The sequence below is a fragment of the Klebsiella sp. CN_Kp100 genome (assembly GCF_040065315.1).
Taxonomy (GTDB): domain Bacteria; phylum Pseudomonadota; class Gammaproteobacteria; order Enterobacterales; family Enterobacteriaceae; genus Klebsiella; species Klebsiella oxytoca.
In genome coordinates this window covers 58,572-75,602 of sequence record NZ_JBEAIJ010000059.1, presented here as the reverse complement: position 1 = coordinate 75,602, position 17,031 = coordinate 58,572, and the positions used below count along the sequence as shown (strand labels likewise).

Genomic DNA, 17,031 nt, shown 5'->3' with positions numbered 1-17,031 from the left:
TGGCGAGCGAAGCGAGTTAAAACGCGCTGGGGCTGACGGCGTCGATCCTCTCTCCGCTAACCGGATGCACGAAATGCAGTTCGCTGGCGTGCAGCATCAGGCGCGGTGCCTGTTCTGTTCCCGGAAGCGCCATGCCGCCGTACAGATCGCAGCCCAGAATAGGGTGGCCAAGGTGCTGGCAGTGAATACGCAACTGATGGGTGCGGCCGGTTTCCGGAGTCAGCTGGACTCGCGTTACCGGCACTTGACCTTGATAGCGCAGGCGCTCCACGACCCGATAGCCGGAGCGAGCAGGTTTGCCGTGGCGCGGGCAAATCGTCATCAGCGGAAACAGCGCCGGATCTTTGGCTATCGGAGCGTCAACGGTTCCTTCATCATCCGCCAGATGCCCGCACAGCAGCGCGCTGTAGACTTTGCTCACCGCACGCTGGCTGAACTGCTGGCAGAGCGCGGCGTTGATGGCCTTGTTGCGCGCAATCACCATCAGCCCGGAGGTGCCGAAATCAAGACGGTGCGCCAGCGTGCAGCCGGGAAACTGTTGTACCAGTCGATAATGTACCGAGTCGAGATTCAGGGGATTTTTCCCCGACAGGCTCAGCAGGCCTGAGGGTTTATCGATCAGCAGCAGATGGTCATCCTGGTAGAGGATATCGATTTCAGCGTGGCACGGCGGGGCGATAAAGGTATCGATAACGGTAGACATCAGGCTGCACGGAGAGAGAGTGGAGGCGGATAATAGCGTATTATTCGCCTTCACGCGAGCTATGCGGTGACGGTACTCATGGCCTTAATATGCTGCCAGAAACGTTCGGCGGACTGGTTGAGCCGCGCACCGGAGCGATAAATATAGGCGCCGATCGGCAAGGACAGGCTCTCATCCATTATCGTCAGGCGGCCTTCCTCGAGCTCGCGCTTGATAGAGTATTGCGGCAGCCAGCCCACGCCGTCGCCGTTGAGGACCATACGTTTTAACAGCTCGCTCATTGAGGAGACAAAGGTCAGCGAGAAGGTAATTTCCGGCTTGCGGTCGATCACCTGATTCACCTGTCGTCCCATATAGCTGTCGTTGGCGTATTTCATCAGCGGCAGCACCCCGCGATGCAAATTAAAAAGCGGTCTGCCGTGCTTATCGCAGGGAGAAACGAGGTGCAACGCTGAGTCGAAAATTTTATGATTGATAAACGGATAGTTCATCAGCTCTTCATTATAAAACGACAGGATAAAATCACTTTTGCCTTCTTTAAGATTAAATACGGCATCGTTGACATTAATCGATTCAACATGAAAAGTTTTATTCTTCCGGTCGGTATAACCGGCGATAATTTCTGGCAGTAATAAAACGGAAAGCGACGGCGCGGCGTCGATTCTTATTTTCTGCGTGGTGTTGTTCAGCCCTTTAATTCGGCTGATCTGGAAGTCCATATCGTCGAGCATATTACGTGCGTAGCCAACGAAAATCTTCCCTCGGTTGGTCAGCTGCAGCGGGTTTGCCGAACGGTCGAAGATGCTGAAGCCCAGCGAAGACTCGAGCGCCTGAATGCGGCGGCTGAAGGAGGACTGCGAAATATTGCGGCTTTTGGCCGCGAGCGTAAAGCTTCTGGCTTCCTCAAGGGCAATCACATCGTAAAGCCATTTTACTTCAAGATTCGCCAGCACCGATCCATTCCTCATTCCTGCAATAAATGCTATGCAATTTTAGCATAACGCATAGAAACTATGCAATTAACATACTTACCTACAGGTGTTAACATTTTTAGCAGAGTTAGCTTATGAGGTATACGTGCCAACGATATTTCTAAAGTACAGGCGAAACCCTACACGAGCACGATTTTAAATCGCCGGCTCTGGTCTGTTCATCCTGGTTATTTAATTGCACGATGGTTTTTTTATTAAAATAAATCCATCTGCTGAACTGACGGGTTGAAATAACCGAATAGCATCTTATCCAGCCAATAGTTTGTCAGGAGTGCCATGTCACGTATTGAATCAGTAAAAGACGCTCTTCTTGCGCTCGGAATTCAGGAAAGCAGCGAGCTGTTTTATAACCCCGATTACGACTTGCTGATTGCGCATGAAACCAGTGCAGAGCTCACCGGCGCGGCGCGCGGCGTCATGACCGAGTCCGGGGCCGTTGCCGTGGATACCGGGATCTTTACCGGACGCTCTCCGCGCGACAAATATATCGTCAGAGACGAGCTGACGCGTGACACCGTCTGGTGGTCCGATTCCGGCCTTGGCCGCAACGATAATAAGCCGTTATCCACGGAGATTTGGGCTGACCTGAAGACGCTGGTTGCCGGACAGCTGAGCGGCAAAAAATTGTATGTTGTCGATGCCTGGTGCGGCGCCAGTCCGGCAACGCGCCTGGGCGTCCGCTTCGTCACCGAAGTGGCCTGGCAGGCGCACTTCGTCAAAAACATGTTTATTGCGCCGAGCGCGGAAGAGCTGGCTGAATTTACGCCGGACTTCGTCGTCCTCAACGGCGCGGGCTGCACCAACGACAAATGGCAGGAACAAGGGCTGAATTCCGAGAACTTTGTCGCCTTTAACCTGAGCGAAAAAATTCAGCTGATCGGCGGCACCTGGTACGGCGGCGAAATGAAGAAGGGTCTCTTCTCGGTGATGAACTATCTGCTCCCGCAGCAGGGGATCGCCTCGATGCACTGTTCAGCTAACCGCGGCGAAGCGGGAGACGTGGCGCTCTTCTTTGGTCTGTCAGGCACCGGCAAAACCACACTTTCCACCGACCCGCTGCGTCAGCTGATCGGCGATGACGAGCACGGCTGGGACGATGAAGGCGTGTTTAACTTCGAAGGCGGCTGCTATGCCAAGACCATTAATCTTGACCCGCATGCCGAACCGGAAATTTACGGCGCGATTCGTCGTAACGCGCTGCTGGAAAACGTGGTGGTCAGAGCCGATGGCAGCGTGGATTACGCCGACGGCAGTAAGACTGAAAATACCCGCGTTTCTTATCCGCTGTCGCATATTGACAACATCGTGAAACCGGTATCGCGCGCGGGCCATCCGTCGAAGGTCATTTTTCTTGCCGCCGATGCTTTTGGCGTGCTGCCGCCGGTATCCCGTCTGACAACCGAGCAGATGCAGTATCATTTCCTGTCGGGTTTTACCTCGAAGCTGGCCGGAACCGAACGCGGCATTACTCAGCCAACGCCAACCTTCTCCGCCTGCTATGGCGCGGCCTTCCTGCTGCTGCACCCGACGCAGTATGCCAGCGTTCTGGCAGCGAAAATGGCGGCATCGGGCGCCGAGGCCTGGCTGGTGAATACCGGCTGGAACGGAGAGGGCAAGCGCCTTTCACTACGCGATACGCGCAATATCATCAGCGCGATCTTAAACGGCACTACCGGTGAGCTGCGCGAGGAGACGGTCCCGGTGTTCGGTCTGTCTATTCCGCAAACCGTGCCAGGCGTGGATAGCGCGCTGCTTGACCCACGTAGCGGCTGGTCTTCCGCCGACAAATGGCAGGAGAAGGCCGAAAGTCTGGCGCAGTTGTTTATGGATAACTTCAGGCAATATAGCGATACCGAAGCCGGCGCCCGCCTGGCGTTAGCCGGTCCGACGCTGACAAAATCAGCCGTTACGGCCTAAGGCATTTTTTCAGCGACCAACCCGGGCAGCCGCCCGGGTTTTTTACGTTAGCCATCGCCGGGTGAATGGCGCAGGAACTTGACTCTGCCTGTTTAGCGATTATAAATAAAGGGATGCAGGGCTCAGGATTGGGTCAAAATAACCTCATGGCATTATTGTTATGAGAATTATCCTGGTAACTCCGCTGCGATGATCCCTCGATACGCTGATATCGATAAATAAAGGAATGACTATGAAACTCTGGAGTAAAACGCTAATCGCTTCTGCCGTATGCTTATTTCTTGCCGGCTGTGATGATTCCTCAAAGGTTGATGCTAATCTGGATAAAGCAAAAGATAACGCCCAACAAATTAAAGAGGCGGCGTCCGATAAAGCCGACGCAATTAAGGATGAAGCTGATAAACACATTGATGCAATAAAAAAACAGGCGGCGGACGAGGCCAACAATCTCAGCAGCCAGGCCTCCAGCATCAAGGCGGAGGCGGATAAAAAAGCGGAAGCAATTGCTCAGCAGGCCCAGGCCCAGGCTGATGCCGTCAAGCAGGATGCCCGGCAGAAAAGCGACCAAATCGTGCAGGAAGCTGGCAAAATTAAAGACAGCGCGATTGTTGATGCCAATAACCTGGCCAACGATGCGGCGAATAAAACAAAAGAAATTAAAGAGAGTATCGCTCCCGCTAAAACCGCAGAAGATGCGGCCAATGCGAACCAGCAGACATCACACTGATTATTTTTCGCCCTCCGCCTTATGCCAACATTATCTTCAGCGCGTTGGTTCGCTGAAGATAATGTGGATTCAGCCTTTTATCTGTGGGTCACCCAGACGAGTTTATCGACCGGGAAGCCCAACTTCCGCGCAATGCTCACATACTCCTGCTTCACGGAGTCAGGGATGGTCGGCGTGCGCGACAGGATCCACAGATAGCCGCGATCGGGGCCGCTGACCAGTGCATATTGATACTGGCTATCCAGCGCGATCACGTTATAGCCACCGTAAAACGGGCCAAAAAAGGAGACTTTCAGCGCCGCAGTATCAGGAGCGCCGGTGAAATAAGCTTTACCCTCGCTCTCGTTCCATTTTTGTTTCTGCGGATCGTAACCACGGTTAACTACGCTAATGCCGCCATCGCTGCGTTGACCGTAGGTCGCGGTGACCTGCTCCAGGCCGCGTTCGAAACGATTTTCAAGGCGGGCAACTTCATACCATTTGCCCAGATACCGACTCGCGTCAAAGTCGCTTATGGGCTGGACACCTTTGGGTGGCGTGGGGGATTTACAGGCGACAAGGGTTAATGCGATAGCAACGCCAGTCAGAACAGGCCATATCTTCATGTGAAGTCCTTTTGTGAACGCAGGAACAGGAAGTATAGCGCAGGCTTATTCTTTTCCCGATCGTTGAGGTTATATTCAGAAAAATCTATCGCCCCCGGGACGAATAGCATTCTGCGCTTGTTTCCATAACCGCGTTTATCACGAAAAATTGAATATATTTTCACAGCGCAGCTGCTAACGTTTAATTGTTATTATCCGCAACAGGAAAACATTGTGAAAAAATTATCCGGTCTGGTTCTGTTATCTGCTATGTCTTTCATCCCCGCAGCGTTTAGTGCTCCCACCGGGACGCTCAGCGTACATATTCTCAATCAGCAAACCGGGCTGCCTTCCTCGGGCGTGACGGTGACCCTGGAAAAACAGCAGGCGAATAAATGGACCGAGCTTGCAAGCGGCGTAACCGACAACGATGGCCGAATTAAATCGCTGTATCCGGCAGAAGAGGATATGCAGCCGGGGATTTACAAAGTGACCTTCAAAACCGGCGATGACTTCAATAAGCAGAAACTGGCATCATTTTTCCCGGAGATCCCGGTTCTCTTTACCGTGACGCGCACCAATGAAAAGCTACATATTCCTTTGCTGCTCAGCCAGTATGGCTATTCCACCTATAAAGGCAGCTGATCGCTCGCAATAAACACGCTTTACCTCACGCCATAATAAACAAAAGCCTGCTTACAAGCAGGCTTTTATCTGACGACTTTCGGTAGCGCGCCGTGCTTATTGGTTTTGCTGGAGGATCCTTAAAAAGTCCGCTTTATTGGCAATCAATGACAGCGCTCTGGCGATAACTTCATCGCTAAAGATTGACGCGACTTCTCTTAGCACATCAATGTGCTCACTCTCTTTAGCAATCACGCCAATGGCAATGAACATGACGTTATTTCTGTCCCAGATTACGCCGTCAGGGAACTGATAAATCTCAACGCCGGTTTTAACTATGATGTTTGTGGCTGATTTAGGCAGATGCGGCAGCGTAATGCCGTTACCTAAAAAGGTGGAGACCTGGCGCTCTCTTTCAGCAAGAAAGGCCACGCAATCTTCACTGACATAACCCCTGGCCTTAAAGTCAGCGCCAATCATCGCCAGCACTTCCGCTTTATTTTTCGCCCGGCATGACAGATGAAGATTATCTTGCGTAATGTTATCGATCATAATCCGCTTTCCTTTGTTGCTGCATTGAGTCGTGCTGAAGATTTATTGGCCGACAGCTCTTCTTCCAGCTGCTCCAGCGATTTATTTGATGTTTCAGGTAGCGCCGTGACGACAAAAATAATCGCCAGGTAGTTAATAGCGGCAAAAATCAGGAACACCGGGCCTAACCCGAGCTTGGCCTGCAATAATGGGAACAGATAGCTGACGATGGCGTTCATCACCCACATGAAAAATACCGATATGCCCATCGACAGTCCGCGGAACTTGAGCGGAAAGAGTTCCGCCAGCACCACCCAGGTGATAAAGCCCATCGTCCCCTGCATTACGCCAACGAACATCGCGCCGAGCAGCCAGATGGCCGTGGCTTTGATGTCGCCGACCAGGGTGTAGTCTACGCCGGCAATGATAAGGTGCAGGGTAGCCATGATCGCGAAACCATAAATAATGATGGTTTTACGCTTAAAACGATCGACCAGGAACAGAACGCCAAATAACATGCCGCCGACGGAGAACACGCCATTGAGTACGTTGCAGATGAGGGAGGTTCTTTCGGAGAATCCGGCGCTGCTCAGGATCTCAGTGCCATAGTACATGATGACGTTGACCCCGGTGGTCTGCTGCAGCGCCGCCCAAATCACCCCTACCAGCAGGAGTTTGAAAATCCATGGCGTCTGAAGGATGGTGATAAAGGCGTTTTGCGAATGGAGCTTTTTATCGGCTTCGGCCTTAATTAAGGTGGTGATATCGTTGAATTCTTTGGTTGCGCGTTCAAGCGGGCGGATTTGTTTTAAAATTTCCAGCGCTTCTTCATGGCGGTTTTTGCTAACGAGCCAGCGAGGGCTTTCCGGCGAACGCAGCATGCCGATAAACAGGCAGATAGCGGGAATGGTCTGTACCATCAGCATATAGCGCCAGACGTCGGGCAGATGGCCCCAGAGGATGCCAATAATGGCGTTGATGGCAAATGCGGCTAACTGGCCGATGACAATCGCGACTTCATTTAAGCCAGTGAGTTTTCCGCGCATTTCCGTTGGCGCGACTTCAGATATAAAGGTGGGGGCGGTGACCGAAGCGCCGCCGACGGCATAGCCGAGGATGAAACGTGAAATAAGCAGTACGGTGATATCTGGCGCCAGAGCGGACATCAGTGCGCCGATGAAAAAAATAAAGGATAAAAAAAGCAGGTATTTTCTTCTGCCAAAGAAATCGGCGAATTTTCCCCCGAACACGCTGCCTAGCGCAGCGCCGATCAGCAATACGCTCATGACCAGACCTTCAGTGGTCGGCGTCAACGCCATATATTGTTTCAGAGAGGAAAATGCGCCATTAATAACGCCGGTGTCATAACCGAATAACAGGCCGCCAAATGTCGCAACCAGGGTTATCTGGTGTAGTCGTTTTCTCTGCTGTAGGTTCAGATTCATAATAAGAGACATTTTTATACCTTTTGTTTTGATTAACGGCACGAGATAAAAACGTGTCATCCCATCCCCGTCATGGCCTGCCTTTGCGCCAGGCGAAGCACGGTCGGGATGAAATAATTTTTTGTTCTTAGTGCAACTATTTAGCGCGATTGCTATGCGCTAAATAAAACCGATCAAAGAGGTTTCTTTTTGATTAATGATGAATCATCGGTAGATGCGGGGCTGGGTCCTCCGGGATGGTCGACGTTCAGAAAGTCCCCGGCAGCGTGAGGGTGGAAAAGGGGTGGGCCAATATAAACGGTTCTGATAAATCCTGATCTCACTTCCTTCATTGCATCCTCCGGGGGGTTAGGATTTCTGCTGCGCCATTAAGGCGGGCAGAGTGCGTTTAGTGAGACGTTATTATTGACGCAATAAGTGAAATAAAAATGCAAACAGATCACATTTTGAAAGTTTTGTTTCGATTGTGTTTTGTGAGGTAAGTGTAGCAGCCTTGTTTATACAAGGGATTTGTTTATAATCATCTGATATATAGAGTAATTTTTTAGCTTGCAAATGGGGGGGGTAGCTATCAGTATGCCGATGTATTGTTAAAATTATGATATATATCACATTTGTTTACCGCATATTTTATGGAACTTAAATTCCATTATTGAAATTATTTTAATTTTTATTCGAAATTTGATGGCAAAAAGCTGCTGCCGTGGCGAGCGTTAACATTCACGGCTTAACCTCCTGAGTCCGCTTTTTGACCGCAAGCGAAGGCTGAGATCTATGTATGTCGTCAATGATTAGCGGCGGGGCGGCCCCGGGAAAGAGAATTGAGAACAACCGATTATCATAGTGATACGCCTGTTCTCTTTTTGATAATTACCCGGCAGGCTTATCCATGTCATATTATTTCAGCGGCAGGTTTTTTTAGAGATGCTTCACATAACTTACCCTCAAATAACCCTTTATTTATAGGTGGCATAGCCATTGCTTTATTCAGTCATCTTTCTTTGTGAGTGGAGACTGAATAATATGGATACAGTGCTTGTTGGCAGTGAGGTGCCCCGCGTAGACGGGCTCGCCAAGGTGACGGGTAAAGCTGTCTACGGCGATGACATCACCATGAATAATATGCTGTATGGCGTATGCCGCTACGTCGATATCCCTGCCGGGCGTATTGATTCTCTCGACCTGTCGGAGGCGGAAAAAGTCCCGGGGGTCGTGCGCATCGCCACCTGGGACGATATACCCGGCCAGCGCAAACTGGGGGCGATTGTTCCCGATCATCCGCCGATTATTGACAAGGAGATCGCCTACCGCGGCGACGTGGTAGCCGTCGTGGCGGCGGAATCCTATGAGGCGGCCTGCATTGCCGTCGATAAAATCAAAATCACCTATACCCCGTGGGAACCGATTACTTCGCCGGAAGAGGCCATGAAGCCCGGGGCGCGCCTTATCCACAGCGAACTCGATAGCAATATCATCAATCGCCACCACACGGCGAAGGGCGATATAGAAGCCGGCTTTGCCGCCTCCACCCATATCTTTGAACGTGAATATGAAGTGGGTTTTCAGGAGCATGGCTATATTGAGCCGGAGTCCATTACTGCCTATCTGGACAATAATGAACAGATCATGACCATTGAAGGGTCGATTCAGAACGCTCACCGCACCCGGGCGGTGATTGCCAAATATCTCGACCTGCCCCAGGCGAAAGTCAATATTAAGCGTTCGGTCCTCGGCGGCTCCTTCGGCGGTAAGGATGACATTATCGATAATGTCTCCTGCCGCGCGGCGCTGCTGGTGCACCTGACCGGACGGCCGGTTAAGATCTCCTATAACCGTGAACAGTCGATGCGCGAGAGCTACAAGCGCCATCCTTATAAGATGAAATACCGCATTGGCGTGGACGACGACGCGCGTATTCAGGCGATTAAAATTGACATCATCGCCGATGGCGGCAGCTACTGCGGCCAGACGGTGTTTGTCACCTGGCGCAGTTCCGTCCAGGCGGCGGGCCCCTATAATATTCCTAACGTGCGCGTCGATCTGGTGGGGGTGTATACCAACAACAACTACACTTCGGCCTACCGCGGCTACGGCGCGCCGCAGGTCATTTTCGCCAACGAATCGCTGATGGATGACGTGGCGGGCGAACTGGGACTGTCGCCCGTCGAATTCCGTTTGCGCAATATTCTCAAACAGGGCGATACCAGCATGGCCGGGCAGGTCTTCAGCGAACATACCGTCTCCGCGCAGGAGGTGCTGGAGAAGACGCTGCTCAAGGCCGAATACGAGGCCAAACGCGAGCACTATAAAAAACTTAACGCGGAAGGCGGCCCGATTCGCTACGGGATCGGCTTCGCACTGAGCCATCGCGGCTGCTCTCTGGGGGCGGAGGGGCTGGATGCGTCCTCGGCCCTGATTCAGGTGAATGCCGACGCCAGCGTGAACATTTCCACTTCGGTATCCGAGAACGGGCAGGGGCTGCAGACCACCATGTCGCTGCTGGCGGCGGAAGCGTTCGGAATTGCGCTCGACCGGGTGATGTTTAGCGAACCGGCCACCGCGATGATCGCCGACGGCGGCTCAACGGTCGCTTCGCGCGGTACCCTGATGGGCGGGCAGGCGATTCTGAGCGCGGCGAACAAAATTAAACAACGCATGGCGGACGCCGTCAGGGAAACGCTAAAAGCGCAGAGCATTGACGATATTGCCTGGCAAAATGGCAAAGTGTTCAACCGTCACAGCCCGGAGCTGAGTCTCAGTTTCCAGCAGGTGTGCGATATGACCCGGGCTACCGGGGCAAACCTCTCCGCCTACGGCTGGCACGTGGCGCCGAATATTCACTGGGATGAAGAGAAAGGCTGCGGCAGCCCCTATTTCACTTGGGTATACGGCTGCCAGCTGGCCGACGTGGCGGTGGATATGCGCACCGGTAAAATTACCGTCAATAACGTCGTCGCCACTCACGATGTGGGAAAAGTCATTAACCCGGTTGGCTTTAGCGGCCAGGTTTACGGCGGCGTGCTGCAGGGGATGATCGGCTACGGCATGCTGGAGGATTTCAACACCGAGCACGGCGTGGTGAAATCGGAAAACTTCGATACCTATCTGCTGCCGACCATCAAGGATATGCCGCACATCGATATCATCGCGGTGGAAAACTATGATAAAGCGGGCCCGATGGGGGCGAAGGTTATCGGTGAACCGGTGCTCGAACTGGGCGCTGCTGCCCTCAACAATGCGGTGAGCTTCGCCATCGACCGACCCAACCGGACCCTGCCGCTGACGCTTGAACAGGTTCGCCTCGGCTATAACCTTAAGAAGCCGGAACGCCAGAGCGAGCAGATGCTGGAATCGGGCGATAAGAAACAGGTTCACCGCCTCAACACCCTGTCCCTGAGCGTCCCGCAAACCCTGAAAGAGGCTCTGAAGCTGATGGCCGAGAAGGGGGCAATGCCTATTGCCGGCGGTACCGATGTGCTGGTTCAGGCCCGGATGCTGTCCGGCGAAGTGCCGCTTGTTAATATTGCCGGGCTGGCGGAGCTGAAGGAGATTTTTGACGTTGAGGGTGGCGTCTCAATTGGTTCCGGCGTCTGCTTTACCGATCTGGTTAAGCATCCGTTGATTCAGCAACGCTATCCGCTACTGGTCACTGCCTGTAAAACCGTCGGCTCCCTGCAGCTGCGCAATCGGGCAACGATCGGCGGCAATATCGTCAACGCCGCCCCGTGCGCGGACTCCATGCCGCCGCTCATTATCTATGATGCGGAAGTCGAGCTGCGCAGCGCGCGCGGAACGCGCCGGATGCCGGTCAGCGAATTCGTCGTGGGCGGCTATCGCACCCTTCTTGAACCCGATGAGCTGGTGGTCCGCTTTATCCTGCCGGCGCCGACGCAGCAACCGCTGATCAATCGCTATCTGCAGCTTGGCCGGCGCAATGCGTTGAACATTACGCGCCAGAGCTTAACCGGGCAGTTCATGGTCGATAAGGGCGTGGTTCGCCTGTGCCGTCTGGTGGATGGCGCGCTGATGGCTAAACCGCAGCGGCTGACTGAGGTTGAGCAGGCGCTCACCGGTAAGACGCTAGACGCCGCCACCATCGACTATGCGGCCGGCGTGCTTCACGACAAGGTAGAAAAAGCCATCGGCGGACGCTGGTCAGCCCCCTATAAAGTCCCCGTATTTATCGATATGTTCCGGCAGATGCTGCAGGAAGTCATGACAGAGCAGAAGAAATAAGGAGCCATGAACATGAACCATATTGAGCTAAAAGTGAATGGCATCCGCATTGCCCGCGATGTTAAAGACAATGTCCGCCTGATCGATTTTCTACGTGAAGATCTCAAGTTAACCGGCACCAAAGAGGGCTGTTCGGTGGGTGAGTGCGGCGCCTGCACCGTCATTCTGGACGGAAAATCGGTCTGCTCCTGCCTGCTGCTGGCCGCCCAGTGCAACGGGGCGGAGGTCACTACCGTCGAAGCGCTGCATCACGATCCGGTCGGCAAAAAATTGCAGAATGCCTTTATTCGTCACGGCGGCGTTCAGTGCGGCTTCTGCACCCCCGGCGTATTGATGAGCGCTAAAGCGCTGCTGGATGCCAACCCGGCCCCCAGCGACGATGAGCTGAAAGAGGCGCTGGAGGGAAATATCTGCCGCTGTACGGGATATCAGCCGATCATCACCTCGATTAAAGCCGTGCTGAAATCCTGACCGTCGTAAGCGCCGCCGTCGCCAGTTGACGGCGGCGCTTTTTCGGCTGCAGGAGGAGGATGACAATGAGCAAAAAAGTCGATAAGCAGTGCATTATGCTGGCTGCCGGGCTCTCAAGCCGCATGGGCAAGTGGAAAATGATGATGCCGTGGGGTGAAGGAACGATTCTGGATAGCGCCCTTGCCAGCGCCCTGGCGTTCTGCGATCGGGTGGTGCTGGTCACGGGGTTTCGCGGCGATGAGTTGGCCGCGTGCTATCAGGGCCATCCGGGCGTTGAGGTGGTCTTTAACCCGCGATATCAGGAGGGCATGTTCTCTTCGATTCAGTGCGGGGTGAGCCATATCCGCGCTTCGCGTTTCTTTCTGGCGCTGGGCGATATGCCGGAGGTCACGCCGGGCGTGTACCGCAGGCTATGGGCCAACGCCGACGCGGAAAGCTGCCTCATTCCGGCTTACGATCGCGGAAAAGGCCACCCGGTACTTCTGCCGCAGCGGGCGATATCTTTGATTAACCACGCGGCGGAAGAGGCCACCCTGAGGGAGGTCATCGGTCAGATGGCAGTACGCGTTATCCCGGTGGAGAATCAGGGAATTCACTGGGATGTAGACACTCCGCAGCAGTATCTTGCGGTCGCGCGCCGCTGCCGCAAGGATCTGACGGCTGTCGGATAGCGTTGATGGACGTCATCAGAAAAAATAAGCAGAGACAATATCGCCCCGGGGATTGACCGCCGGGGCGATATTTTTTACCCCGCGGCGCTTTCGCGCAGGCGGGCTTTCAGCTTGCTGTATTCCTCAATGACGTACCTTTCGGCGGCTTGCCGATCGGCAATGCGCTCAACGTTAACGGCGCAGTACTTGTACTCCGGGGTTTTGGTGATTGGGCTGAGATTCTCGGTGACCAGCTCGTTGCAGGCGCCGATCCACCATTGATAGGTCATATAGACGGCCCCTTTATTCGGCCTGTCGCTGATCTTCGCCCGGGAAATCACCTTGCCTTTGCGCGAGTTAACCCACACAAGTTCTTCGTCCTCAATGCCGAGACGTTTTGCGTCGGCGGTGTTGATCTGGATGTAGCCCGGTTCGTCCGCCAGTTTGGCCAGCGCCGCGCAGTTGCCGGTCATCGAACGGCAGGAGTAGTGGCCCACTTCGCGCACCGTGGAGAGCACCAGTGGATACTCGTCGCTCAGCTTATCGATCGGCGCTTGCCATTCGCAGGTGAAGAACTGCGCCAGCCCGTTCGGGGTGGAGAAACGTTCCGCAAACAGATACGAAGTGCCCTGGTCCGCCTCCGACTCGTCGCGACACGGCCACTGCACGTAGCCCAGTTCCCCCATTTTTTCGTAGGTCGCGCCGAAGAAGTTGGGGCACAAGTGGCGGAGTTCATCCCAGATCTGCTGGGTGTTGTCGTACTTCATCGGATAACCCATACGGGTGGCGATCTCGCAGATGATCTGCCAGTCGGTTTTCAGATCCCACTTCGGCTCTACCGCCTTGAAAAAACGCTGGAAGCCGCGGTCCGCTGCGGTATAGACGCCTTCATGCTCGCCCCATGAGGTCGAGGGCAGAATCACATCGGCCGCCGCGGCGGTTTTGGTCATAAAGATATCCTGGACGATGACCAGCTCCATCTCTTCGAAGGCCTGACGCACGGCGGAAAGCTCGGCATCGGTCTGGAGCGGATCCTCTCCCATGATATACGCCGCCCGCACTTCGCCGTGCGCTACGCGGTGCGGCAGCTCGCTGATGCGGTAGCCAGGGTTCTCCGGCAGGCTCCCGACGCCCCAGGCTTTGGCGAACTTTTGCCGATTCTCCGGAAATTTTACGTACTGATAGCCGGGATAGGTGTCCGGCAGCGCCCCCATGTCGCAGGCGCCCTGGACGTTATTCTGGCCGCGCACCGGATTAACGCCGACGTGCGGTTTCCCCAGATTGCCAGTGAGGATCGCCAGGCTGGTCAGGGAACGCACCGTTTCGACGCCCTGCCAGAACTGGGTCACGCCCATTCCCCACAGAATCATGGCGTTTCCGGCGGTGGCATACAGCCGCGCGCATTCGCGAATCTGCCTGGCGCTGACGCCGGTGATGGCTTCCACCGACTCCGGCGTATAGCCTTCGACGATTTTGCGATACGCTTCGAAACCTTCGGAACGCCCGGCGACAAAGGATTTATCGTAGAGATCCTCCGCAATAATCACCTGCCCGATGGCGTTGAGCAGCGCAATATTGGAACCGTTTTTCAGGGCCAGATGCAGGTCGGCAATGCGCGCGGTTTCGATTTTGCGCGGATCGCAGACGATGATTTTGGCCCCGTTGCGTTTAGCATTGAGGATGTGATTCGCCACGATCGGGTGCGAATCCGCCGGGTTATAGCCGAAAATAAACACCAGATCGGTATTATCGATCTCGGTGATGGCATTACTCATTGCGCCGTTGCCGACCGACTGGTGCAGACCTGCAACCGAAGGGCCGTGTCAGACGCGTGCGCAGCAGTCGACGTTATTGGTACCAATAACGGCGCGCGCAAATTTTTGCATGATGTAGTTGGTTTCGTTGCCGGTGGCGCGCGAAGAGCCGGTGGTCTGAATCGCGTCCGGCCCGTATTTCGCCTTGATGTCGCTGAGGCGATTTGCCACATAATCGAGCGCTTCGTCCCAGGAGACGGATTCCAGCTTGCCGCCGCGCTGGCGGCGGATCATAGGGGTTTTCAGGCGCGGCGTGAGGATCTGCGGGTCGTCAATAAAATCCCAGCCGTAGTAGCCCTTAAGGCACAGGGTGCCCTGATTGTTTTTCCCCATCGCGGCGTCGGCGTGGGTAATTTTTCCCTCCTCTACCGTGAGCTGCATTTTGCAGCCGGAGGCGCAGTAGGGGCAGACGGTCGTTACTCTCTTCATAGCAGTGGTCCTTAAACTTAGAACAGCAGGGCATAACTAAAGCGGCCGCTAAGGCCCTGCGCTATTCCCTGCTGCACGACGGGTATCGCCAGCAGCAGCAGGGTGATCAAGGCAAACAGGATTCGGGTGGGCATTACTGTCCCTCCTGGGCTTCTTCAGGCAGTCTCTCCTTCTGAACTTTGCGCAGCAGGAGCCACATTCTGACGGTTCTGACGGCCATATTGCGCGCCGCTGAGCTCGGCGGGGCCGGATCGGGGACCGGCGTTTCGTGGTTAACGCGGAAAGGTACGCTGCCGTTGAGGGTGAGGTTGGCGACGATAGCCGTCAGGGTACCGATGGTGATCCCGCTGTGCAGAAACAGCTGAACCATCGGCGGAAACTGGGTAAACAGATTGGGCACCAGCACCGGCATCATGCCGAGGCCGAGGGTCAACGCCACGACCATGCCGTTATTATTGTTGCGATAGTTCACCTGCCCCAGGGTACGAATACCGGAGACGGCCACCATACCGAACATGACGATGCCTGCGCCGCCGAGGATCGGCTTTGGTATCAGCACCACCAGCGCCGCCATCCTTGAGAACACGCCCATCAGAATCAGAATGATACCGGAGACCGACACCACAAAGCGGCTGCGTACCCCGGTTAAACCGATCAGGCCGACGTTCTGCGCGAACGCGGCGTAGGGAAACAGATTAAAAAAGCCGCAGATAGTGGTCGCGATGCCGCAGGTGTTAAGGCCGTTGCGCAGCATTTTCGCGTCAACTTTTTTCCCGACGATATCCCCGGTCGCCATCATTGAGGACATGGTTTCCACCATGACCACCACCATGACCATTGATAGCAGGGCGACGGGGATAATATGAAATTCAGGTTTGGCAAACGGCATCAGGGTCGGTAGATGGAGCCAGGGTGTGGCGTGGACCAGACTAAAGTCGAGAGGCTTAAAGCAGCTCCAGAGTACGGTGCCGATAATCAGGCCGATCAGTACCGACGTATTTTTCACCACGCCGGAGGCAAAGGTGTAAATATTAAGAATAATCACCAGAGTAATCGCCGCCATCAGCAGCGAGAAGGGGGCGCCAAAGCCGCTCATCTCGCTGCTGCCGCCGCCGATCCACCCGCCAGCGACCGGCATAATAGACATGCCGATAAGCGTGACGATGCTGCCCATGACCACCTTGGGAAAGAAGCGGATGAGCTTGCTAATCCACGGGGCGCAGCAGAGGATGAAAATACCGGAGACGATCACCGCCCCGGAAATACCGCCGATCCCATACTCCTTGCCGATCAACACCATCGGGATCAGCGCGGCGAAGGTACAACCCTGGATTAGCGGCAGCCGACAGCCGAGCCACTTACCGACCCCCAGCGACTGTACGATGGTGGCCGCGCCGCAGATAAACAGGTCGGCGCTAATCAGTAAAATAATGTGCTCCGGCGGGAGCCCTACCGCATTACCCACAACGAGCGGAACCGCCACGGCGCCCGCATACATCACCAGCACGTGCTGTAGTCCATAAAGAATCATTTGCGTAACGGGTAAAACCTCATCAACCGGTGCGGTTGAATGACCGTTGCGTGAGGCGGAATTGGCGATATCTTTCATGAAGTTGTTATCTCCTGTACGACTTCACTCCGTATAAACGTGAACGGAGCCGAAGTTACGATTCGAAGGCCGCTGCCTCCCTGAGCTGATGCGTTCACCAGCGTGTTGCGCGCACGTTGAGTGATATGCGTAAGATGTGCCAAAAATAAATATCCGGAGAATCGAAGAGGAATTGTGTGAAATAACTCACGGGAAAAAGGGCGGAATATCTCTCTGAGGGCCATATCTTTAAATAAGACGCGTTGGCAAAAAATGTGCGCTATCACATTGAGATAGGGACAATCTCATTTTGGTATTAC

The 17,031-nt window shown here is 54.4% G+C and carries 13 protein-coding genes; 6 read left to right on the top strand and 7 right to left on the bottom strand.

Annotated features, from left to right (window positions below; genetic code table 11):
- Positions 1 to 16 precede the first annotated feature (16 nt).
- On the bottom strand, positions 17 to 703 hold the full coding sequence (locus ABLV12_RS26220; RefSeq protein WP_004103197.1) for an RluA family pseudouridine synthase: 687 nt from the start codon (positions 701 to 703) through the stop codon (positions 17 to 19).
- Between the two features lie 59 nt (positions 704 to 762).
- Positions 763 to 1,656, bottom strand: coding sequence for a LysR substrate-binding domain-containing protein (locus ABLV12_RS26215; protein WP_348867472.1), 894 nt, complete (start codon positions 1,654 to 1,656; stop codon positions 763 to 765).
- 315 nt (positions 1,657 to 1,971) lie between these two features.
- Between ABLV12_RS26215 and pckA the strand changes: the two genes are divergently transcribed.
- Positions 1,972 to 3,612, top strand: a complete 1,641-nt coding sequence (pckA, locus tag ABLV12_RS26210; protein WP_004103194.1) for a phosphoenolpyruvate carboxykinase (ATP) — start codon at positions 1,972 to 1,974, stop codon at positions 3,610 to 3,612.
- A 232-nt stretch (positions 3,613 to 3,844) separates the two neighbouring features.
- Entirely contained in the window at positions 3,845 to 4,339 is a 495-nt protein-coding gene (locus ABLV12_RS26205; RefSeq protein WP_004103192.1) for a hypothetical protein, read from the top strand.
- Between the two features lie 77 nt (positions 4,340 to 4,416).
- Here ABLV12_RS26205 and ABLV12_RS26200 read toward each other — a convergent pair whose 3' ends face one another.
- A complete protein-coding gene (locus ABLV12_RS26200; RefSeq protein WP_023321204.1) occupies positions 4,417 to 4,944 on the bottom strand; it encodes a lipocalin family protein in 528 nt (175 codons plus the stop codon).
- A 213-nt stretch (positions 4,945 to 5,157) separates the two neighbouring features.
- On the opposite strand from ABLV12_RS26200, the gene uraH reads away from it, so the two are divergent.
- Positions 5,158 to 5,568, top strand: a complete 411-nt coding sequence (gene uraH / locus ABLV12_RS26195; protein WP_016808859.1) for a hydroxyisourate hydrolase — start codon at positions 5,158 to 5,160, stop codon at positions 5,566 to 5,568.
- A 96-nt stretch (positions 5,569 to 5,664) separates the two neighbouring features.
- On the opposite strand, the gene ABLV12_RS26190 is transcribed toward uraH, so the two are convergent.
- The gene (locus ABLV12_RS26190; protein ID WP_004103186.1) at positions 5,665 to 6,099 is read right to left on the bottom strand and encodes a PTS sugar transporter subunit IIA; all 435 of its coding nucleotides are present in this window, start codon (positions 6,097 to 6,099) and stop codon (positions 5,665 to 5,667) included.
- Positions 6,096 to 7,535: a sugar porter family MFS transporter gene (locus tag ABLV12_RS26185; protein WP_004113687.1), complete on the bottom strand. Its 1,440-nt coding sequence runs from the start codon at positions 7,533 to 7,535 to the stop codon at positions 6,096 to 6,098. The genes ABLV12_RS26190 and ABLV12_RS26185 overlap by 4 nt, the downstream gene beginning before the upstream one ends.
- A 1,011-nt stretch (positions 7,536 to 8,546) precedes the next feature.
- Between ABLV12_RS26185 and ABLV12_RS26180 the strand changes: the two genes are divergently transcribed.
- The 3 genes from ABLV12_RS26180 to ABLV12_RS26170 all read left to right on the top strand — a co-directional run bounded on the left by ABLV12_RS26180 (position 8,547) and on the right by ABLV12_RS26170 (position 12,901).
- On the top strand, positions 8,547 to 11,759 hold the full coding sequence (locus ABLV12_RS26180) for a molybdopterin cofactor-binding domain-containing protein (protein WP_325905827.1): 3,213 nt from the start codon (positions 8,547 to 8,549) through the stop codon (positions 11,757 to 11,759).
- A 12-nt stretch (positions 11,760 to 11,771) separates the two neighbouring features.
- A complete protein-coding gene (locus ABLV12_RS26175) occupies positions 11,772 to 12,230 on the top strand; it encodes a (2Fe-2S)-binding protein (RefSeq protein ID WP_004103181.1) in 459 nt (152 codons plus the stop codon).
- 65 nt (positions 12,231 to 12,295) lie between these two features.
- Positions 12,296 to 12,901, top strand: a complete 606-nt coding sequence (locus tag ABLV12_RS26170) for an NTP transferase domain-containing protein (protein WP_064397687.1) — start codon at positions 12,296 to 12,298, stop codon at positions 12,899 to 12,901.
- Between the two features lie 74 nt (positions 12,902 to 12,975).
- Here ABLV12_RS26170 and fdhF read toward each other — a convergent pair whose 3' ends face one another.
- Together fdhF and ABLV12_RS26160 are read right to left on the bottom strand one after the other, a co-directional pair.
- Positions 12,976 to 15,123 (bottom strand): formate dehydrogenase subunit alpha, encoded by a 2,148-nt coding sequence (gene fdhF / locus ABLV12_RS26165; protein WP_077878543.1) that lies wholly within the window; start codon positions 15,121 to 15,123, stop codon positions 12,976 to 12,978.
- A 133-nt stretch (positions 15,124 to 15,256) separates the two neighbouring features.
- Complete coding sequence (locus ABLV12_RS26160; protein WP_348867471.1) at positions 15,257 to 16,732, bottom strand: nucleobase:cation symporter-2 family protein; 1,476 nt, start codon at positions 16,730 to 16,732, stop codon at positions 15,257 to 15,259.
- Positions 16,733 to 17,031 lie beyond the last annotated feature (299 nt).